This is a genomic window from Chryseobacterium sp. KLBC 52, assembly GCF_003347605.1.
Taxonomy (GTDB): domain Bacteria; phylum Bacteroidota; class Bacteroidia; order Flavobacteriales; family Weeksellaceae; genus Chryseobacterium.
The window spans coordinates 1-21371 of the sequence record NZ_QDFZ01000006.1; the positions used below are offsets into that span (position 1 = coordinate 1).

A 21371-nucleotide genomic window follows, 5' to 3' on the forward strand; every position below is an offset into this window, starting at 1 on the left:
AGTGATTTAATTTATCAACAATTTTTCGTGATATTCTTCATTTTATCAACAGAAAATGTACATATGATGTATGATAGATGTATATATGTTGTACCTCCGATATAAGCCACACACCGCACCAGGCACTATCTTTGCCCCCTGCAATCAACAAATAAGAACACAGATAAGTTTATGCTATTTATGCCATAACTTCTCAATCTATAAGAAGCTTCTGCTTCCCTTTATAAAACAATTAATACAAAGAAAATACTAATCAATTATTACACATTATGAAAAAAAACCTATTACTCGCGGGATTGCTCACCACTTTTTCTATCGTAGCAAAATCGCAGGTGGGTATTAATACCGCAACACCTACCGCAACTCTGGATGTAACTGCTAAAAGCAGTACAGGTACAGGTTCTTCAGTTGAAGGACTGCTTATTCCAAGAGTAGACAGACAAAAAGCTCAGAGTATGGCCGCAGTTCCGGTATCCACATTAATTTATGTAAACAGTATCGCTACAGGTACCACCTCGGGTACTGCCGTGAATATTGATACTGTGGGCTATTATTATTATAATGGTACTGTATGGACCAAACTGAGCACTCCCGTTAATATTTATAACGCAGATGGCACCCTTACCGGTAACAGAACGGTAACCCAGGGAGCCAATACCTTAGCATTTACAGGAACACAAACCAATGCATTTTCAGTAAACGGGAAAAATTTCTCCGTAGATGCCGCGAATAGCAGAGTGGGAGTCGGTACTATAGCCCCTGCTTCATCCCTGTCTGTTCAAAACAGTCCGGGAGCTACGACCAGTACCATTTCTGCGGGAATTGAAAATTGTGGTGCTGCATGTCTGCAGGGAATAGCAAGAAATATTACGCTCTATAATTTAAATGGTACCGGCGGGCAGTTTGGTGAAATAGGATTTATCCCATCAACATCCGAAACAGGACTTTCCGGGGCCAGCATTACAGGGATTGACCGTGATGCAGCCAACAGCTATGCAGGGTTACAGTTTTCCACAAGAAATGCTACAGATTATGCAGCAAGACTTACGATCAAATCTTCCGGAAATGTGGGTATCGGGACAACAAACCCTACCAATAAACTCCAGATTGAATCAGGTACAAGCGGAGCTTTGAAAATTGTAGACGGCACACAGGGCACAGATAAAGTCTTAACCTCCGATGCCAATGGAGTGGCAACATGGAAGGTGTTGCCAGCTGCACCTGCATCTACCAATATTTATAACACGGATGGATCTCTGACCGGAAACCGTACTGTTACCCAGGGAGCTAATACCCTTGCATTTACAGGAACGCAGACCAATGCTTTTTCTGTAGATGGAACTACTTTATCAGTAGATGCGGCCAATGACCGTGTAGGGCTTGGTACTGCAGCACCTGATACCAAACTGACAGTGAGTACCCCGGATAATAGTTTTGGTATAAATCATACCAATGGTACAGTGAATCTGAAAACGTATATCGGAGGAGGAGTTGGTTATGTGGGAACCACTACTCCAAATAATCTGAATCTGATGGCCAATAACGGTGCAAAAATGACCATTACTCCTGCAGGGAATATAGGTGTAGGAATCAATACTCCGGATAGTTCAGCTTTGCTGGATCTCAATGCCACCAATAAAGGCCTTTTATTGCCTAGAGTATCCCTGTCATCCACATCCGATGCCAGTACTGTTCCTTCCCCGGCCACCGGACTTATGGTCTATAATAACAATTCATCCATGTCACCTCAGGGCACGGGAGTTTATTATAACGGAGGGACTCCGGCAGCCCCGGATTGGGGGAAAATAGGCCCGGTTTCAAAAATGTATTTTAAATACTATACTTTTACAAACCCGAACGGGGATTTCATTGCTAATTTTGATACCAAAATACCTGTTTCTTCCTATACGGCTATTGTGGTGGGATTTGATAGTAATAATCACAGTCAGATCACTGCCGGCTTTAAAAATGCTTCCACTAATTTTGATTTTCAGGCACCGGATATTTATACTTTCCAGCAAAATGGTACGTGGAGGATTTATGCTGATGTTCCTAACGCAACTACTACATCAGGCAGTTCATTCGCATGGGGAATCAGAGTACTGATCATTTCCAACGAACAAATGACCACTCTGAGTACTGATAGCTATAACCTTGGAGGCAGCAATACCGGAGCAGCAGCAGCATCCCCAGTTCCTTAGTAGTAACAAAGATGTAAGTCAAGCGGAATATATTCCTGATCAAATGCTCCTCAAAAATATTTTGGGGAGTATTTTTTTATTAAGCCTGATTGATTATTACGATCTGAGCGCCACATGATCATCCATCTTACTCATTTCAGACTTACACCGCGCAAGTAATTATTGTATAAAGGAAGACAGTATTTTCATGTTGTAAATGTATCCTCTATGACACCATCATTGTCAACGAGTCTATAGAATCCTATTCTTTAAAAAAAGTAAATAAATTTCTTTCAGTAGTGATCCAGAGCCTTTCACCAGGCATTTTAGACACTACATTCTATGATTTAAATAAAAAAACACAAAATAAATATTAATTAATTATTTCACGAAACAATGATAAAACAATGTAAAAAATACACCATTTAAAACCAAAAGATGTATTTAAAATATACGTATGATGTACCTATGTTGTATGCATGATGTATTTCAAAAACATATTACAAGCTGAAATAAATTTATTTTTGTTAAGGATTTTATGAATATTATTTTGTTTTAATAATTGAGATAATGGTACGAAAAACAAAATACCAATTCAACCCAGCTTAAAAAAACTAATAACGGGATTGATAGAATATAAAACGATGGAACACAAAAAATTCATGACAATCAATAGAATGTAAAGGATACTTTATTGATATAATGAAGCCCTCAAAAAAAGAAGTTTAATTTATTTTAATCTTAATTTCTTATATATTATGAAAAAAAATTTATTACTAGCAGGCTTGTTGACCACCTTTTCTCTGGTGGCAAAATCACAAGTGGGGATTAATACCAGTAATCCTCAGGGGATATTTAATATTGACGGATTAAAAAATAATCCGACAACAGGGGTACCCAGTACAGCTCAGGCTACGGACGACTTTGTGGTAACATCTAACGGCAATGTGGGAGTGGGCACAGTATCACCTACTAATAAACTGGTGGTAACAGGTGTTAATGCGCAGCCCTCAGCATTGGGTACCGTTACTACCAATGCCGCACTTAGAGTTGATGGAAATACCAACCATGCCCTGGATTTCGGAACCTATACCAATTCTCCTTTTGGATCCTATATTTCAAGTCAGAACAAAACGGCTGCCGCAGGTCTTCCTTTAGTATTAAACCCTGTAGGAGGAAATGTAGGGATTGCTATAGACTCTCCCGGAACAACTCTGGATGTGAACGGAGCGATTACCAACCGTGAAACTGCTTTAGCTGTTGCGGGTAATGCTGTTACTATTCCTGCCAATGTCAGCCAGGTACAGCTTACCGGTGCTGCTACGGCAACAGTTACGGTTACTGCACCTGCTGCCCCTAATGCAGGTCAGCGAATTATCGTCTATAACAACACAACAGGAGGTTTTGGTGCCTCATTGAGTGGGGTTACCATTCCTAATGGCAAAGCTTTGGAATATGTATACAGTAATTCAGGATGGAGGTCTACGGATGGCGGATCTGTAGGAGCCACTCCGGTTAATATCTATACCGCAGACGGTACACTTACCGGTAACAGAACGGTAACCCAGGGAGCTAATACCTTAGCATTTACAGGAACACAGGCCAATGCATTTTCTGTAGATGGAAGTACCTTATCAGTAGATGCAGCCAATGATCGTGTTGGGATTGGCACCACTACCCCTACCAATAAGCTGGTGGTAGCAGGAACCAATGCCCAGCCCTCAGCATTAGGTACAGCCAGTACCAATGCTACATTTAGAGTGGATGGAAGTACCAGCCATTCTTTGGATTTCGGAACCTATACCAATGCTCCCTTTGGATCTTATATTTCCAGCCATAACAAAACATCTTCAGCCGCACTTCCTTTGACACTGAACCCGGTGGGGGGAAATGTAGGGGTAGGTACCAATGCTCCTGATAACTCAGCTTTGCTTGATCTTAGTGCGACCAACAGAGGTTTTTTACCACCCAGAGTATCATTAACATCAGGCACAGATGGTACTACCATTCCCTCTCCTGCGAAAGGGCTGATGGTTTATAATACCAATACAGCATTAACTCCCTATGGAGAAGGAGTTTATACTAATTCAGGAACTTCCGGAGCCCCAAAATGGGATAAATTAGCCCCTCAGACAACTGATTATCTGCTTTTAGGAGTTTTCAGTACATCGGCAACATCTCCGGTAGACCAGAATTTTGTAGGTCCTGGCGTTATTATAGATAATCTTAATCTGGGAATGTCTGTTTCAGTTACCATTCCAGCTAACAGCACTGCTAAAATTGTTGTAGACTATAGCGTTCCGGCAGGTACTACAGTTTCATATAATGGTTCAACACCTATCCGTGGATTTTATGGAGTGCGCTTTCTCAGAAATGGTACAGAAGCACCAGAGGGTTCAAGAAAATATACTATTCCTGACGGAACTACATCTTCTCAAATGGTTTCTATCGCTGGAAAATTTAATGAGACCTATAACAATACCAGTGCTTCTCCTGTTACAATAACCTATACTTTAAATGGGTATGTTGAAAATACAACTTATCCGGTTAGGTTTAATATGTGGGCATCTTCAGGAGCTAATTTTAACTGGGGTAAAGCTTCAATGGCAGCTACCGCTTTCGCTAAAGATAATTAATACAAAAAAGGTTAATAATTAGTATAAAGGTCTTTTGAAGGAAACTTCAAGAGGCCTTTTTTATTGGATCAATTCAATAAATATAGTATTTAAACTTATTATCCCTGTACTAAATAGCCGGGATTGATAATTAACAAAGGTTTTCTTATTGATAACACTTCGACAGGCTCAGGGTGACAACCCGAATACTGACTGAAATCTTTAAGCGTTATGAGACTGAACTGCAGAGGTTATGATTATTAAAAAACGGATAGGTTAATCACTTTATAAGAGGCTATTGGGTTTTACTTTTGAGGATAAATTTATACCAGATCCCTTGAAAAGGTAAAAAGCAAATACAAGATGATAGAAGCTTTACATCAACCGAAACCGATTACTAAATATGTAAAAACAGATATAAGCCCTGTCAATTATCTATCAGAGACTTAAGAAATTGATAGAGGTCTACGTCTGATCCGAGGTTGAGTTTTTTTCTCAATCTGCTTTTCTTTATTTGTACGGATCTGTGCTGCATAAAAGTAAACTCAGCGATATCTTTGGAAGAGAAACCTAGCCAGATTAAAGCACAGAACATCAGATTGTCTTTAGTTAAATCGGGATTAATTGCCAATAGTTTTTGAGAAACATTCGGATACACTTCATGAAACTTTTCCAAAAAACTAATATCATTATTTTTAGCCAACTGAATTAAGTCTTCATGTACTCCTGAAATTCTTCTCTCCAGCACTTTGGTTTCATCTTCTTTTCTGGAAATGATTTCTTTGCTTTCTAGGATCACTTTCTTCTTTTTATTATTCTGATAATATAAATAAGCCAGTAATACCAACCCTATAGCAATAACAATGCTGCTATAGATAAATATCGTTTTTTTAAGCGCTTTTTTTTCTTCTGTTTTTTCTTTTTCAATTGTTTTGATAGACAGCTCTACTCCTTTGGTTTGTGAGTTTTCCAGACTGTCTTTTAATTTTATATAATACTCCAGATATTCTTTCTCCTTTTCTAAATTACCGGAGTTTTTATAGCATGATATTAAAAGCTTATATATATTTTCAGAATGCCCAATATTTGTTAATTTTTTATTGTATTCAAGAGCTTTATCTAAATATACGATTGCCTTTTCATAATTTTTTTCTTTAAAAAAATATTGTGCATAGTAATAGTAAAAAACAGATATCTGATAACTATTGGGTCCATGTTTCTTTTTGTTTATGATATCCATGCCCTGCTCGAGATAGGTTTTAGCGGCATTCTGGCTGGGCTGATATTCGATATAATGATTGGCAATTTGAGAGGTTGTATTTAAACTTTCATATAATAGAGAAGATTGTTTTAAATAATAGAGCGCAGAATCCAGATCTTTTTTTTCATAAAGAAAATCAGCTCTTGTAGTATACACGTAAGATAAAAATTTACCCTTTCTATCCTTATCCTCAATTTTATTTCCATAATAGCATCCTTTAGAATTATACTTCAGACCTGTATCGTACAGTTTCATGGTATAATAAGCCTGTGAATATTCCTGATAAAGCTTAGCAATTGTAAAAAAATCGATATCACCTTCGTTTTCATGCAGCAGACTTTCTGCTATATTCAGGTTTTTTATACTTTCTTCTCCATTTCCTAAATTCCAGCATTGATTGGCAATATTAATGTGAGCCCAAATAATTCCCCTCGCATAATTTTCTTTTTCCATTTTTTCCAGCATCCCCTTATTCCAAAGAATAATTTTTTCTCTGGGAATATTCTTTTTCCCCATTTCTTTAGGGGTATTCAAAAGAATTGAATCATACTTTTTATACTTAAGATCCTGGGGAAACAGCAGTATAGATGAGAAAAAAAGCCCAACTGTAAATAAAAATTGAAATATGGATTGAAAGCATTTCATGACATGCTAAAATAAAAATAATTTCATAAAAAAACATTAAATTAATTAAATACAGAACATATTTTACATATATAAATATTTTTCGAAACCATATTGATTTATTAAAGCATATACTAAAAGCATATACGTAAAAAAGCCGCTTTAAACGTTGGTTTAAAGCGGCTTTAGATTATATATTATTTATTAAAACAATACTTATTTTACTTCTTCGAAGTCTGCATCCTGTACATCTTCAGCTCCGGCGTTTCCACCAGGGTTCTGAGCACCTGCTGCATCAGCACCTGGCTGCTGACCAGCTGCGTATAATTCTTCAGAAGCGGCCATCCATGCTGCATCTAACGCTTCAGTTTTAGCTTTTACGTCATCAGCATTTTTAGCTTCGAAAGCTGTTTTTAATTCTGCATGAGCTGTTTCTATGGCTGCTTTTTTGTCAGCAGAAAGTTTCTCACCGAATTCTTTCAATTGCTTCTCAGTCTGGAAGATTAATCCGTCTGCTTTATTGAAGATTTCAACTTCTTCTTTTCTCTTAGCATCCGCTGCAGAGTTTTCCTGAGCTTCTTTCTTCATTCTTTCGATTTCTTCGTCAGAAAGACCTGAAGAAGCCTGGATTTTGATAGACTGTTCTTTACCAGTTCCTTTATCTTTAGCAGATACGCTTAGGATACCGTTAGCATCAATATCGAATGTTACTTCAATTTGAGGAACTCCTCTTGGTGCTGGTGGGATATCCTGAAGATCGAATCTACCGATTTCCTTATTATCATTGAACATTGGTCTTTCCCCCTGTCCTACTCTGATGCTTACTGCTGGCTGGTTGTCAGAAGCTGTAGAGAATACTTCAGATTTTTTAGTTGGGATGGTAGTGTTCGCTTCAATAAGTTTTGTGAATACAGAACCCATTGTTTCGATACCTAAAGAAAGTGGAGTAACGTCAAGTAATAATACATCTTTTACATCACCTGTCAATACACCTCCCTGGATTGCTGCACCAATAGCTACAACCTCATCCGGGTTTACTCCTTTAGATGGTTTTTTACCGAAGAATTTTTCTACTTCTTCCTGGATGATCGGGATTCTTGTAGAACCACCTACCAGGATTACTTCGTCGATATCAGAAGTTGATAAACCAGCATCTTTTAATGCTTTAGCAACAGGCTCCATAGATCTTCTTACAAGATCAGCAGATAATTGCTCGAATTTAGCTTTTGTTAAAGTCTTCACTAAGTGTTTAGGACCTGTAGCAGTAGCTGTGATATATGGCAAGTTGATCTCAGTCTGAGGAGAAGAAGATAATTCAATTTTCGCTTTTTCAGCAGCTTCTTTTAATCTTTGAAGAGCGATTGCGTCAGCTTTTAAATCTACACCTTCTTCAGCTTTGAACTCGTCAGCCATCCAGTTGATGATCACATCATCAAAGTCATCACCTCCTAAGTGCGTATCACCGTTTGTAGACAATACTTCGAATACACCGTCTCCCAGATCAAGGATAGAGATATCGAAAGTACCACCACCAAGGTCATATACCGCGATTTTCTGATCTTTATGGTTTTTATCAAGACCGTAAGCTAATGCTGCAGCTGTAGGCTCGTTGATAATTCTTTCTACTTTAAGACCTGCAATTTCACCTGCTTCTTTAGTAGCTTGTCTTTGTGCATCGTTGAAGTATGCAGGAACAGTAATTACCGCTCTTGTTACTTCCTGTCCAAGATAATCTTCAGCAGTTTTCTTCATTTTCTGAAGCGTCATTGCAGAAATTTCCTGTGGAGTATATTCTCTATCGTCGATTTTTACTTTTACTGTATCGTTTGGTCCGGCAACTACTTTATAAGGTACTCTTGTGATTTCAGAAGCATCATCTTTAAAGTGAGTTCCGATAAATCTTTTGATAGAGTAAACAGTTTTCGTTGGATTCGTTACAGCTTGTCTTTTTGCAGGATCACCTACTTTTCTTTCTCCATCTTCCGTAAAAGCTACGATAGAAGGAGTAGTTCTCTTACCTTCTGCGTTAGGAATAACAACAGGGTCTTTACCCTCCATTACAGCAACACAAGAGTTGGTTGTTCCTAAGTCAATTCCAATTATTTTACTCATAATATTTTATATTTTTTCTATTTTTAATTTAATTTACACTCTCAATTTCTCAATATCTGTACCATTCGGGAAATTATGACAAAATGACACAATAAAAACAAAAACCTCGATAAAATGGGGTTTTATATGATGTAATATGGAAATTATTTCCTACAAGATTTTATCAGAATGCCATAAATAAGCCATCTGGTATTTTCAAAGTTATTTAATTTTTTTCTTGCAGCTTTCTATATATAGATGCCATAAATGATCGTAGCTCATCGTAAAGAGTCTATCATTTTCTTCATAAAAAGAAGATCTCATTAATATCAATACCGTAAAAACACATTGATTATCAATATGATTATTATTAATCCAACAGATTAATTCACCAATCTTTAAAAATTAATCAAAGTTTAACCTAAGAAATAGAGGAAGAGTCTTTACTAATGATTATTTTTGATAAAATATACACATTTAGAATGTCAATACACTTTAATCCACGAGATATCACATGGCTTGCCTTTAATGAAAGAGTTTTGCAGGAAGCTATGGATGAAAAAGTTCCCTTACATTTAAGAATTCGTTTCCTTGGAATTTTCTCCAACAATTTAGATGAATTTTTCAGAGTACGTGTTGCCGGATTAAAGCGTGCCATGGATTTTAAGGAAAAAGTGATTGCTGAATCTTTCTACCAGCCACCCTCCAAAATCCTTCAGCGAATTAATGAAGTTGTGATGAAACAACAGCTGAATTTCGATAAAACCTGGAAAAAAATCCAGACCGAAATGGCCGACCATAAAGTTTTTATTAAGAATGCCAAAAATCTGACTGCAAAACAAAAAGAATTTGTCAGACAATATTTCGATGAAGTGGTAGAATCCAATGTGATTCCGATTCTTCTTCATGAAAATACTCCTATGCCTTATCTGAGAGACAAAAGTCTTTATCTGGGAGTGGCCATGAGAAAAAAAGACTGGCAGTATTCCAGCAATTATGCCATTATTGAAATTCCTTCCCGTTTTGTGGGAAGATTCGTATTGCTGCCAACGGAAGATCCGGAAGAAAAAAATGTCATGTTGCTGGAAGATGTGATTACCTTTAACCTTCCGCACATTTTCTCTTATTTCGGATATGATGAATTTGCAGCCAATGCTTTTAAAGTAACAAAAGATGCCGAACTGGATCTGGATAATGACATCAGAACCAATTTTGCAGAAAAAATAGAAAAAGGACTTAAAAACAGAAGAAAGGGAAAGCCTACCCGTTTTGTTTTTGATAAAGATATGGATAAAGCTTTGCTGGAACTCCTTATCAGAAAACTTAACTTAACCAAAAAAGACAGCATCATTCCCGGAGGAAAAATTCATAATTTCAAACATTTCATGGATTTTCCTGATGTTTTTGAAAAGTATGAAAGACCTGTGGAAAGAACTTCTTTTACGCATCAGGCGTTTGAACATGGGGAAAGGGTAACTGATGTTATTTTAAAAGAAGATGTACTCCTTACCTTCCCTTACCACAAGTACAATCCGGTGATTGATCTTCTCCGTGAAGCCGCTATGGATCCGGATGTAAAATCAATACAAATTACAGCATACCGCCTGGCAAGCAGTTCAAAAATCATCAATGCTCTGATCTACGCGGCCAGAAATGGTAAAGAAGTGACTGTAATGCTGGAATTGCAGGCAAGATTTGATGAAGAATCCAATCTGGAGTGGAAAGACATGCTGGAACCGGAAGGAATTACCGTGCTTGTAGGAATTCCTAATAAAAAAGTACACGCCAAACTTTGTGTCATCAAAAAGAGAGCACACAATAAAACCATACAATATGGCTTTGTAAGTACAGGAAATTTCAACGAAAAAACAGCCAGAATATATGGGGATCACCTGCTGCTGACTGCAGACCGTGGCATTATGGCAGATATCAATAAAGTCTTCAATGTATTGAAAAAACCGAAAGATGACTTTATTCCTGTTTTGAAAACTTGTAAAAATTTATTAGTTTGCCCTCAGTTTATGCGTGAAAAGATTGTTCACCATATTGATAAAGAAATAGAAGAAGCTAAGGCTGGGCGAAAAGCGGAGATCATTGTTAAAGTCAACTCTATGAGTGACCGTTCTCTGATTGAAAAAATATATGAAGCTGCCAAAGCCGGAGTAGTGACCAGAATGATTGTAAGAGGAATCTATTGTGCCGTCAATCAAAAGGAGTTTAAAGAAAAAATAAAAGCTATCAGTATTGTAGACGAATACCTGGAACATGCCAGAGTTATGTATTTTTACAATAAGGGGGCTGAAGATATGTACATTTCTTCCGCAGACTGGATGACCAGAAACCTGGATTACAGAATTGAAGCAGCCGCTAAAATCACTGATAAGAATCTTAAGAAGGAATTAAAAGATATTCTGGATATCCAACTTAAAGATAACGTAAAAGCAAGGATTTTAGACAAAAAGCTGAGCAATGAATACGTAAGAAATGATAAAAACGAATGCCGATCACAAATAGAAACCTATAAATATTTAAAAGCTAAAACAAGCAAGAAATGAAGATAGCAGCGATAGACATAGGGAGTAATGCAGCCCGCCTTCTTATCAATGAAGTAAAGATCAACAACAGAAAGCCTGAATTCATCAAGCTCAACCTTCTCAGAATTCCTCTGAGACTGGGAATGGATGTTTTTACCATCGGAAAAATAGGTCCGGAAAGAGAAAAAATGGTCATTGATTCCATGAAAATATTCAGTGACCTGATGAAAATATACAAAGTAGATCACTACAGAGCCTGTGCTACCAGTGCCATGCGTGATGCTGCCAATGGTAATGAAATTATCAATCTGGTGAAAGATACCTCAGGAATTAATATCGAAATTATTTCCGGTGATGAAGAAGCTACCCTGATCTATGAAAATCATGTAGCAGAAGGTCTTGATAAAGAATTTGCCTATCTATATATTGACGTTGGTGGAGGTTCTACAGAACTTACCTTCTATGAAAATGGTAAAATGGTTTACGAAAAATCTTTCAATATCGGAACGATCCGTCTTCTCAATAATCTTGTGACAATGGATAACTGGAAAGAGATGAAGGATGAGATCAAAAAAAATATTGTCAGCAAGAAACCCATTGTTGCCATCGGGTCAGGAGGAAACATCAACAAAGTATTCTCTATGAGTAAAACCAAAGACGGAAAACCGATGTCTCTGTCTCATCTGAAAAAAGTTTATAAGGAATTCAATGAACTTTCCGTAGAAGAAAGAATGACCAACTATAACCTTAGAGAAGACCGTGCTGATGTACTGGTGCATGCACTGAGTATCTTCAACAACGTGATGTCATGGTCTGATATCAACAAGATTTTTGTTCCAAAAATTTCCGTAGCAGATGGATTGATCCATAATATTTACAGTCAGCTGCGACATAAAAAATAACAGCCAACAATACCATTGAAAGCCAGCCATTTTTGAGCTGGCTTTTTTATTTCAAAAACATTTCCCATGTCATTGCGAACAGGCTGAAGGCCTGCGAACATGGTTCATACGTGACGAAGCAATCTTTATTATTAAGTTTTGGCTAAAGCCAATAGGAAGATGGCTCATTTTTTAAGGCGGGCTAAAGCCCACCCCTATTGAATTTTAATAACAACTACTTTTTACTTTTTACTTTTTACTTTTTACTTTTAATTAAAAAAAATCCTAATTTTAAAGTAAAACCCCATGCCCATCCGTCATACCCATATCAATAGCAAAGCAATGAACCCAATCAAAATAATTCTTACCGGAGCTACAGGAATGGTAGGCGAAGGTATTTTAATGGAATGTCTTGAAAATCCAGATGTTTCTGAAATCCTGAGCATAAGCAGAAAACCCTCCGGGAAAGTGCATCCCAAGCTGAAAGAGTATCTGGTTCCAGACTTTCTTTCGCTCGATCTGAATGATGAAAAATTAAAAGGATATGATGCCTGTTTTTTCTGTGCCGGCATCAGCAGCATAGGTATGAACGAAGAAGAATACACCAAAATTACTTACGATACAACGCTTCATTTTGCAAAAGCCGTTTTGAATCAAAACCCTGAAATGGTATTCAACTATGTTTCCGGGGCAAGTACAGACAGTACGGAGAGTGGAAAACTGATGTGGGCGCGTGTAAAGGGCAGAACAGAAAATGATTTGAAAAGAATGAATTTCAGAGGAGTTTATAATTTCCGTCCCGGATTTATGAAACCTGTTGAGGGTCAAATCAATGTAAAATGGTTTTTTAAACCTTTTATTTGGATTTTTCCTGTTTTTTTTCAGTCAAAATCATTAACTTTACACGAAGTGGGTAGAGCAATGATCAATGTGACACAAAAAGGATACCCTACATCTACTTTAGAAATTAGAGATATTAAAAATTTAGCGCTATGAGAGACATGTTAAAAAGAATTGTTCTGGTTATTTTTGTACTCTTGCTTGTGACTGCTGTTTCAGGATATTTTTATATGCAGAAACATCCTTTGGAAGGAAATAAATCAGGAACGATTTTAAATTTTTCAGGAAAATCAGGTAAATAATTTCATTCTATAGTTTCTCAATCAAATATAATTTTATCTTTTATCGGAAATAAACCTATTTTTTAAACATTTCTTAAAATTACATTAAAATAGTTGCGAAACATAAAGTTCATTTTTGTATTCATCTAATTGAATCCAAAAATGATCAACAACTACCTATTAAAAGGGTCTGTGATTGCCGCATTCTTTTTTCAGAGCGGTCTTTTCGGGCAGACACTTATCCATTACTGGAATTTTAACGATAATACTTCTGCAGCTACAGTTACTACACCTGCTTCTACAATGGTGAACGGTTCTCTTGCAGCTATAGCCGGAGGGACAAGTGTTATTGATTTTGCAGGAGGTACCGGACAGAATTTTAACCTGCAAAATTTAAATGCAAGAAACGGTGATGGTTCCGGAACCCACTTAAGATTTAATAATCCGATTGGAGGAGCTTTACAGTTTAACCTTCCTACAACGGGTTATAATAATATCATTGTTAAATTCACTACCAGAAGATCCGGCCAGGGAGCAGGAACACAGACATGGTCTTATTCCACAGATGGAACTACTTATGTACAGTTCCAGACTGTGAATCCTCAGGATGCCGATCCGCAACTGGCTACATTGGATTTTTCCGCTATACAGGGAGCCAATAACAACCCTAACTTTAAATTAAAAGTAGAATTTTCCGCAACGGGAGGTGGAACAGGAGGAAATAACCGTTTTGACAACTTTACGGTAGATGCCACTCCTGCGGGAAACGTTGATACTACTCCACCAACAGTCACTTATCTGCCTGCCAATAGTACTAATAACGCTTCAACGACTGTAAATCCTACGTTATCTTTTAATGAAAATGTAAGATTAACAGATAATTCCGCAATCAATAATTCCAATGCACAGAATCTTGTAGATTTCCGTCTGGGAAATGCTGCAGGTACACAAGTGCCGTTCACTACAACTTTCAGTAGCAATACTATCACTGTAATTCCTGCTTCCGGACTTGTGCCGGGACAGACTTATTATCTGGCCCTTAAACCCAATATGGTTGAAGATTTCAGTGATAATGGGATAACAGCTGTTACTTCGAGCACTTTTACCACTGCCGGAACAGCAATTTCTTTAGAGAAGAATTTCATCAAAGTGAATGAAAATGCCGGAAACCTTGCATTAAAAATCAATATTACCAATCCTTCAACCTCTTCGGTGAACCTTGTTGTAAAACCAGCACCTTTCAGTACAACTGACAGCAATGATTTTACACTGGCCAATCAGACTATTAACATCACTCCATCTACAACGAGTTACACCGTCAATATTCCGATTATTGATGACACAGTGGCAGAACAACAGGCAGAATATTTTGTGGTAAGTCTTGAAAATCCTGTTGGAGCAACTATTTCAGGAGACCATTCTGCAACGGTTTATATTGTAGATAATGACAAGCCGGCTCCGGTTCCTTCCCAACAGATCCAACTGAATTACCTTCTAAGTTTTGATCCTTCAGGAAATAATAACAGTTCAACAGAAATTGTAGTTCATGATCCGTCCACACAACGTTTATTCACAATCAGCTCGATCACGGATGTATTTGATATTATTGATTTCAGTAATCCTTCAATACCTTCAGTCATAAAAACAGTGAATATGGCTCCTTATGGCGGTATCACAAGTATCGCTGTGAAAAACGGAATCATTGCAGCCGCCTCTCCTAATACTGATCCTCAGCAAAATGGATCTGTAGTATTTTTTGACATCAACGGAAATTTCCTGAAGCAGGTAACTGTGGGAGCTTTGCCGGACATGGTAACATTCTCTCCTGATGGAACAAAAGTAGTTACAGCCAATGAAGGTGAACCTAATGATGCATATACAGTAGATCCTGAAGGAACCATCAGTATTATAGATATTTCCGGAGGTGTTGGAAATCTTACCCAAAATAATGTAACGACTCTTAATTTCAATAGTTTTGATTCTCAGGTAGCAGCATTAACAGCTACCGGTTTAAGAAAAGTAAGAACAAATAATACCCTTTCTCAGGATCTGGAACCGGAATATGTGACCATCAGTGCCGACAGTCAGAAAGCATGGGTTACCCTTCAGGAAAACAATGCCATTGCTGAGATTAATCTGGCAACCAAAACGATCACAGGAATCTGGGGATTGGGCAAAAAAGACATGAGTCTTCCGGGTAACGGATTTGATGCTTCAGACAATAATGGAGAAGTTTTAATTGCCAACTGGCCGGTAAAAGCGTATTATGTACCGGATGCCGTACAAAATTATAAGGTAGGAAACACCAACTATATTGTAACGGCTAATGAAGGTGACGAAAAAGATCTTTCAGGATACAGTGAAAGAACGACTGTGGGCGCAAATACTTATATTTTAGATCCTGTATTGTTCCCGAATGCCAATATTCTAAAAGCTTCCTATAACCTTGGAAGATTCAGGGTTTCATCTGCTACAGGAAATACGGATGGAGATTCGGAGTTTGAAGAAATGGCAGCTTTAGGAGCCCGTTCGTTCTCTATTTTCAATGCAGACACTAAACAGATTGTATATGACAGCGGAGATCAGTTTGAAAGATATATTTCAGCTTATCACCCTTTGATTTTCAATGCCGATAATGAATCCAACGGTACTAAAAACAGAAGCCGTGCTAAAGGTCCTGAGCCGGAAGGAGTAGCATTAGGAAAGATCAACGGGCAGACGTATGCTTTCATCACGCTGGAAAGAACCGGAGGTGTTATGGTTTATAATATTACGGATCCTAATAACCCTACGTTTACAGATTACAAACATTCCCGTTCTACTTCAGCATACGGAGGAGACAATGGTCCTGAAGGAATCATTTACATTGCTCCCGAAAATACGACAACCAATAAAGGCTACGTGATTATCGCCAATGAAATCAGCGGAACTCTATCCATGTATGAAGTCGCTACACCAGCTACGCTTGGAACAGGTGAAACAAAAACTGAGCAGGCGACCTTTACTATATTCCCAAATCCTGTCAACAAAGGAAATACGCTTTATTTCAACAGAAAACAGGATTACGAATTGTACGATATGTCCGGAAAATTGATCGGAAAGGAAAAGAATGCTTTAACAATCAATACTTCTACTCTTTCTACAGGAGTTTATCTGGTAAAAACGTCAGAGGGACAGATCAGGAGAGTCATTATAAAGTAAACATATATTACAGTATACCATTCTATTTGAAGCTTCGGATTTTCCGGAGCTTTTTTATTTACGAATAAAAATGATTAGTTTTAAACTTTTATAACCTCAATGAAAATACAATTAGAAAATATTATTCAGCAAGTCTGGCATAAAGAAAAACGAAATCTTTTTACTTTTCTTACCGGTGCAGGAATCTCATCAGACAGCGGCATTCCTACCTATCGTGGAATAGATGGAATCTGGGTAAAAGGAACCCAGTTTCACAAACCTGAAGAATTCGGAACTTTACGTTATTTCAAACAACATCCGGAAGAAGTTCTGCAATATTCCCTTTTCAGAAAAAAAATGTTTGAAAATGCTTCCCCCAACGAAAGTCATTTTGAACTGGTAGCTATTGAAACCCAGCTTCAGGACAGATTTCATCTGATTACCCAGAATATCGACAACCTTCATCGTCGTTCCGGAATCGAAAGAATCTATGAAATTCATGGGAACAACCGGGAAATCAAATGTTCAAACGGATGTAAAGAGATTCTTAATTTACCATTGGAAATAAATGGAAAAGATCTGGATGAAGACCTCACTGCGAAAGATAAGGAACTTTTGACCTGTGCTCATTGCGGACATTGGATGCGTCCGAATATTTTATGGTTTGATGAATATTATGATGAAAAAACCAATAAGAAATTCAGTGCCCTTAAAATTGCGAAAAACAGTGGTATTCTCTTTATTGTTGGTACTTCCGGAGCAACAAGCCTTCCTATTGCCATTGCCGAAACAGCACTCAAATATGGAGCCTTCATCGTAGATATCAATACAGAAGATAATCATTTTACGGATCTGATCAGAAATAAAAAGAATGCTTTAATCATCCGGGAAAAATCTACCGAAATATTAAACGTGATTAAGGAGATTATTACAAAAACAGTTTCCTAAATCAATCTCATTATTTAAGATGATTTAACTTTTAAAATTCTTGAAAAAAGCATTTTATATCTATATTTATCCTGAACAAAAACCCAATTCACAATGAAAAATATTAAAACTGCAGGAATTCTTGTAATCCTGTTACTAGGAACAGGAACTGCTTTCTCACAATCCAGAAAAACAGAATCTACCAAAGGCGTAGAAAAAACAGAAGGTAATAAAGTGGTACATGTAGAAGGTGTAGGACATACACTCAATTATACTCTCAGCGGAGGTGTTGTTGAGGTAGAAGGCGGTGATAACAAGCTTACGGTAAAAGGGAGTGCAAAAAAAATTACAGTCTCCGGAACAGGTAATATCGTATACATTGATAAAGTGGACAAAATATCCATGGAAGGTGGTGATAACACCGTTTACTACAGGACTTCAGGAACAAAATCCGGAAAACCAGATGTTTCTATTGAAGGAGTAGGAAACAAAGTTGTAAAACAATAAAAATATTCTAAAAGACGAACTTCAGGGATGGCTTGTGTATGCTTTACACTCTTGTAAACCTTAAATAATCAGAGAGGATGTTAAGATTCAGATTGATGGAAGCGAATTTCACAGCTAAGACGGTTTTTTCTGTACATTAGGTGAGGAAATCAATGGAACTTCAGGATACTTCGGACATAATATATACTCTTTGGATGACTGCCTCCGTGGAGATTTTGGAATAAAGTCCTTCTCAGAACTGAATTGGCGTAATCATAAAAGGAGTAAAAAATTACTGAAAACAAAGTTTAAACAAATCGTTGAGATTTTTGAAGATCATAATATCAAAGTTCTCCTGAACTGATTTTATCATCGGAAACCTGACGGGTTTTAAAAACCCGTCAGGTTTGGTCACTAAGCTTAATCAAACTTCTTGTTATTAATACAAATAAAAAGACAGGCTTTTTTAAAGGCCTGTCTTTTAAAAATATCTCAGATATAATTGTACACCGGGTCATTAAACTCACAAATTTTCGAAACAATTTGGGGATTTACATCTTGCTCATTATTAAGAAAATCATGCTTACAAAAAATCATATTTGTGATCTTTTCCAAATAAAAATTTCAACCTAATTTATCATATTATCTGTATCTTTGTATAATAATTACACATTTGACAGTAAAATCATTTTACGGTTAAAAAACACAAACCCAGAGAAATCATGAAAAAAGTACTATTACTCTCATTAAGCTTATCCTTTAGCTTATGCTTTTCCCAAGAGGAATCAATACAAACTCTCCCACTGCAACTCTTGATGTTAAAGCATTAACGACAGCCACATCTCCTGCTATTGCCGAGGGATTAATTACTCCCCGATTATCAAGAGCTGACCTGATTGCTAAAGATGGGGCCTATAATTCCCCACAAACAGGTACATTAGTGTATGTATTGGATACAACAGGTACCCTTACGGTAAAAACAAACAATGTTACTACGCCCGGTTACTATTATTTTGACGGCACCATCTGGCAAAAAGTAATTACATCTGTTCCCAGCGATACCAGTTTATATAATACAGATGGTACGATACAAGCAAACCGTACTGTTGCAATGACTAATAAAACATTATCTTTTACAGCAAGCACGCCCAGTGTTAATCAATTTACTATTGACGGCACTACTTTTTCAGTAGATACACAGAATGACAGAATTGGAGTTGGAACTTCCGGACCTACCACTAAATTGGATATTAATGGTAATCTGAGAATTGGAACTGTTGTGAATTCAAATTCATCAACCAATGTTTCTACCTTAGTAAGAGATAATACTACCGGAGAGGTGAAACTTGCTGTTTCATCTACCGGAAATACTGCGACGATCAATTATATTGTTTATACAATATCCAATGTCCAGGGAGACTGGATTGCTAATTATGACACCAAAATAAGCACTACAGATTATACTGTGACAGTAGTAGGAAATAGTTTTAACAACTCTTTAAATACTAATAATACAGTGACACCTGCTACTTATGCTCCTGCAAATGTGTTTGCTTTTACCGCAGGTGGAACATGGCGTCTAGCAGCTGATTACTTATCCACAGCTCCTCCGGGCGGAATCAATGGAACCTGGACAATCTATTGTCTTGTTATCAATAATAGTATCCTTAAAACGCTTACACCAGTGTCTCAAAACTTAGGTGGAGCCAATAGCGGAGCAGCAGCTTCACCTCCCGCAGGATTATAATTTATATTTATTTCTTGAAAATATGCCCAAACCTCAATTATAAATTAATTTATGAAACCTGACGGGTTTTAAAAACCCGTCAGGTTTGGTCACTAAGCGTAACCAAACGTATTGGTATTAAAGCAAATAAAAAGACAGGCCTTAAAAAAAGCCTGTCTTTTTAAAAATATCTCAGATATAATTTTACTCTACGTTGATTACCTTTTCGATTTCCGGAGCATGTTGCTTGATTGTATTTTCAACACCCAGTTTCAAGGTTGAAAAGTTCAATGAACATCCGGAACAGTTACCTAAAAGTTTCACAAACACCTGATTATCTTTCACATCAATAAGCTCAATATCACCACCGTCTTTATTCAAAAACGGTCTGATGCTTTCCAGAGCTTCCATTACTCTTGTTACTGTATCTTCGTGCGTTATGTTTGTTTCCATATTTCTTCAGTTCAATTCGGTTTTTTCAAATTTTATTGAAATTATTATTATTTTGCTTTTGGTGAGCATCCCGCCATTGTGGAAATCTTCACTGCTTCAGTAGGAGGAAGATTTTTATTTCTTTCCACTAAGCTTTCTACCATTTTTCTGGCAGTTTCGGTGTAGATATCTGCAATTTTAGATCCTTCCTGAAGTGCTGCCGGTCTTCCGACGTCTCCTGCTTCTCTGATGCTTTGGATCAAAGGAATTTCTCCCAATACCGGAATTCCAAGATCTTCAGCTAAATATTGTGCTCCCTGGTTTCCAAAGATATAATATTTATTGTCAGGAAGTTCTTCCGGTGTAAAATACGCCATATTTTCAATTAATCCAAGAACCGGAATGTTAATACTTTCCATCTGGAACATCGCAATCCCTTTTCTTACATCTGCCAGTGCAACATGCTGAGGTGTACTTACAATCACTGCTCCTGTTACCGGTACTTCCTGGATAATAGATAAGTGAATATCTCCTGTTCCCGGAGGAAGGTCAATTAATAAGAAATCAAGTTCTCCCCATGCAGCATCTCTGATCATCTGGTTCAATGCTTTTGAAGCCATAGGACCTCTCCACACTACAGCCTGATTAGCTCCTGAGAAGTATCCTATTGAAAGCATTTTAACCCCATAATTTTCGATAGGCTTCATCAGGTTCTTACCATTTACTTCTACAGAAATTGGCTTTTGCCCCTCTGTATCAAACATGGTAGGAACTGAAGGACCATAGATATCAGCATCCAGTAATCCTACTTTAAATCCCATTTTTGCCAACGTTACTGCCATATTTGCAGAAACGGTAGATTTCCCTACTCCTCCTTTACCGGAAGCAATAGCGATAATATTTTGAATTCCCGGAATTTGTTTTCCTTTGATCTGACTTTGCTGAATTTCACTAGGCTCCGGAGAAACGATTTTAAGTTTTAAATGAATGTCTTCTCCAAACTCACTGGCAAAAGCCTGTTTCATAGCAGCCTCCAGTTTTTTCTTTTCGTGCATTGCAGGCGAATGAGCAGTCATGTCAATATAAACATCGTTACCCATAATCTGAAGATTATTCACCAAATCGTCTACTTCTATTTCTTTAAGGAATTCCTGAACCTTTTCTTTCGTCAACATATAAATATAAATTGTTTACAAATTTACGGATTTTTTCGGTAATTTAGAATCAATAAAATCTATAATATCAGGTGATAAATCAGATCGTTAAAAATTTCTTATTTCTGATTTTTTATCCTGACACCACACCCAACCTCA

Annotated in this window: 15 protein-coding genes; 11 read left to right on the forward strand and 4 right to left on the reverse strand. The window is 37.2% G+C overall.

All coding sequences use genetic code 11. The annotated features are described in order from the left end of the window. The first annotated feature begins 269 nt into the window (after window positions 1-269). Window positions 270-2201: a hypothetical protein gene (locus tag DDF69_RS07590; protein ID WP_114820261.1), complete on the forward strand. Its 1932-nt coding sequence runs from the start codon at window positions 270-272 to the stop codon at window positions 2199-2201. A gap of 737 nt (window positions 2202-2938) precedes the next feature. Then, window positions 2939-4816, forward strand: a complete 1878-nt coding sequence (locus DDF69_RS07595; RefSeq protein WP_114820262.1) for a hypothetical protein — start codon at window positions 2939-2941, stop codon at window positions 4814-4816. Window positions 4817-5222: 406 nt separating this feature from the next. On the opposite strand, the gene DDF69_RS07600 is transcribed toward DDF69_RS07595, so the two are convergent. Together DDF69_RS07600 and dnaK are read right to left on the reverse strand one after the other, a co-directional pair. Further along, a complete protein-coding gene (locus DDF69_RS07600; protein WP_162800886.1) occupies window positions 5223-6572 on the reverse strand; it encodes a helix-turn-helix transcriptional regulator in 1350 nt (449 codons plus the stop codon). 324 nt (window positions 6573-6896) lie between these two features. Beyond that, complete coding sequence (gene dnaK / locus DDF69_RS07605; protein ID WP_114820264.1) at window positions 6897-8792, reverse strand: molecular chaperone DnaK; 1896 nt, start codon at window positions 8790-8792, stop codon at window positions 6897-6899. A gap of 461 nt (window positions 8793-9253) precedes the next feature. Between dnaK and ppk1 the strand changes: the two genes are divergently transcribed. From ppk1 to DDF69_RS07645, 9 genes are all read left to right on the forward strand, one after another. Beyond that, the gene (ppk1, locus tag DDF69_RS07610) at window positions 9254-11326 is read left to right on the forward strand and encodes a polyphosphate kinase 1 (protein ID WP_114820265.1); all 2073 of its coding nucleotides are present in this window, start codon (window positions 9254-9256) and stop codon (window positions 11324-11326) included. Then, the gene (locus DDF69_RS07615) at window positions 11323-12207 is read left to right on the forward strand and encodes an exopolyphosphatase (RefSeq protein ID WP_114820266.1); all 885 of its coding nucleotides are present in this window, start codon (window positions 11323-11325) and stop codon (window positions 12205-12207) included. Before ppk1 ends, DDF69_RS07615 begins: the two co-directional genes overlap by 4 nt. A gap of 321 nt (window positions 12208-12528) precedes the next feature. Next, window positions 12529-13182 carry an NAD-dependent epimerase/dehydratase family protein gene (locus tag DDF69_RS07620; protein ID WP_114820467.1) on the forward strand — a complete coding sequence of 218 codons (654 nt, stop codon included), beginning with the start codon at window positions 12529-12531 and terminating at the stop codon, window positions 13180-13182. Further along, window positions 13179-13328, forward strand: coding sequence for a hypothetical protein (locus tag DDF69_RS22025; protein WP_156106575.1), 150 nt, complete (start codon window positions 13179-13181; stop codon window positions 13326-13328). Before DDF69_RS07620 ends, DDF69_RS22025 begins: the two co-directional genes overlap by 4 nt. A gap of 141 nt (window positions 13329-13469) precedes the next feature. Further along, window positions 13470-16508: a choice-of-anchor I family protein gene (locus DDF69_RS07625; RefSeq protein ID WP_114820267.1), complete on the forward strand. Its 3039-nt coding sequence runs from the start codon at window positions 13470-13472 to the stop codon at window positions 16506-16508. A gap of 99 nt (window positions 16509-16607) precedes the next feature. Continuing rightward, window positions 16608-17435 (forward strand): SIR2 family NAD-dependent protein deacylase, encoded by an 828-nt coding sequence (locus DDF69_RS07630; protein WP_114820268.1) that lies wholly within the window; start codon window positions 16608-16610, stop codon window positions 17433-17435. Window positions 17436-17528: 93 nt separating this feature from the next. Beyond that, window positions 17529-17921, forward strand: a complete 393-nt coding sequence (locus DDF69_RS07635) for a DUF3060 domain-containing protein (RefSeq protein WP_114820269.1) — start codon at window positions 17529-17531, stop codon at window positions 17919-17921. Window positions 17922-18069: 148 nt separating this feature from the next. Then, the gene (locus DDF69_RS22495) at window positions 18070-18264 is read left to right on the forward strand and encodes a barstar family protein (protein ID WP_114820270.1); all 195 of its coding nucleotides are present in this window, start codon (window positions 18070-18072) and stop codon (window positions 18262-18264) included. A gap of 402 nt (window positions 18265-18666) precedes the next feature. Beyond that, window positions 18667-19647, forward strand: coding sequence for a hypothetical protein (locus DDF69_RS07645; protein WP_114820271.1), 981 nt, complete (start codon window positions 18667-18669; stop codon window positions 19645-19647). Window positions 19648-19830: 183 nt separating this feature from the next. On the opposite strand, the gene DDF69_RS07650 is transcribed toward DDF69_RS07645, so the two are convergent. Together DDF69_RS07650 and DDF69_RS07655 are read right to left on the reverse strand one after the other, a co-directional pair. Beyond that, window positions 19831-20079 (reverse strand): NifU family protein, encoded by a 249-nt coding sequence (locus DDF69_RS07650; RefSeq protein WP_002977212.1) that lies wholly within the window; start codon window positions 20077-20079, stop codon window positions 19831-19833. A 47-nt stretch (window positions 20080-20126) separates the two neighbouring features. After that, a complete protein-coding gene (locus DDF69_RS07655; RefSeq protein ID WP_062674106.1) occupies window positions 20127-21233 on the reverse strand; it encodes an Mrp/NBP35 family ATP-binding protein in 1107 nt (368 codons plus the stop codon). Between the last annotated feature and the right edge of the window lie 138 nt (window positions 21234-21371).

What these genes read in the sequence shown, in the direction of transcription:
- ppk1 (WP_114820265.1), top strand. Translation starts at nt 9,254, where the DNA reads ATGTCAATACACTTTAATCCACGAGATATCACATGGCTTGCCTTTAAT.
- DDF69_RS07650 (WP_002977212.1), bottom strand. Translation starts at nt 20,079, where the DNA reads ATGGAAACAAACATAACGCACGAAGATACAGTAACAAGAGTAATGGAA.
- DDF69_RS07655 (WP_062674106.1), bottom strand. Translation starts at nt 21,233, where the DNA reads ATGTTGACGAAAGAAAAGGTTCAGGAATTCCTTAAAGAAATAGAAGTA.
- DDF69_RS07630 (WP_114820268.1), top strand. Translation starts at nt 16,608, where the DNA reads ATGAAAATACAATTAGAAAATATTATTCAGCAAGTCTGGCATAAAGAA.
- DDF69_RS07595 (WP_114820262.1), top strand. Translation starts at nt 2,939, where the DNA reads ATGAAAAAAAATTTATTACTAGCAGGCTTGTTGACCACCTTTTCTCTG.
- DDF69_RS07625 (WP_114820267.1), top strand. Translation starts at nt 13,470, where the DNA reads ATGATCAACAACTACCTATTAAAAGGGTCTGTGATTGCCGCATTCTTT.
- DDF69_RS07600 (WP_162800886.1), bottom strand. Translation starts at nt 6,572, where the DNA reads ATGGGGAAAAAGAATATTCCCAGAGAAAAAATTATTCTTTGGAATAAG.
- DDF69_RS22025 (WP_156106575.1), top strand. Translation starts at nt 13,179, where the DNA reads ATGAGAGACATGTTAAAAAGAATTGTTCTGGTTATTTTTGTACTCTTG.
- DDF69_RS07620 (WP_114820467.1), top strand. Translation starts at nt 12,529, where the DNA reads ATGAACCCAATCAAAATAATTCTTACCGGAGCTACAGGAATGGTAGGC.
- DDF69_RS07590 (WP_114820261.1), top strand. Translation starts at nt 270, where the DNA reads ATGAAAAAAAACCTATTACTCGCGGGATTGCTCACCACTTTTTCTATC.
- DDF69_RS07645 (WP_114820271.1), top strand. Translation starts at nt 18,667, where the DNA reads ATGCTTTTCCCAAGAGGAATCAATACAAACTCTCCCACTGCAACTCTT.
- dnaK (WP_114820264.1), bottom strand. Translation starts at nt 8,792, where the DNA reads ATGAGTAAAATAATTGGAATTGACTTAGGAACAACCAACTCTTGTGTT.
- DDF69_RS07615 (WP_114820266.1), top strand. Translation starts at nt 11,323, where the DNA reads ATGAAGATAGCAGCGATAGACATAGGGAGTAATGCAGCCCGCCTTCTT.
- DDF69_RS07635 (WP_114820269.1), top strand. Translation starts at nt 17,529, where the DNA reads ATGAAAAATATTAAAACTGCAGGAATTCTTGTAATCCTGTTACTAGGA.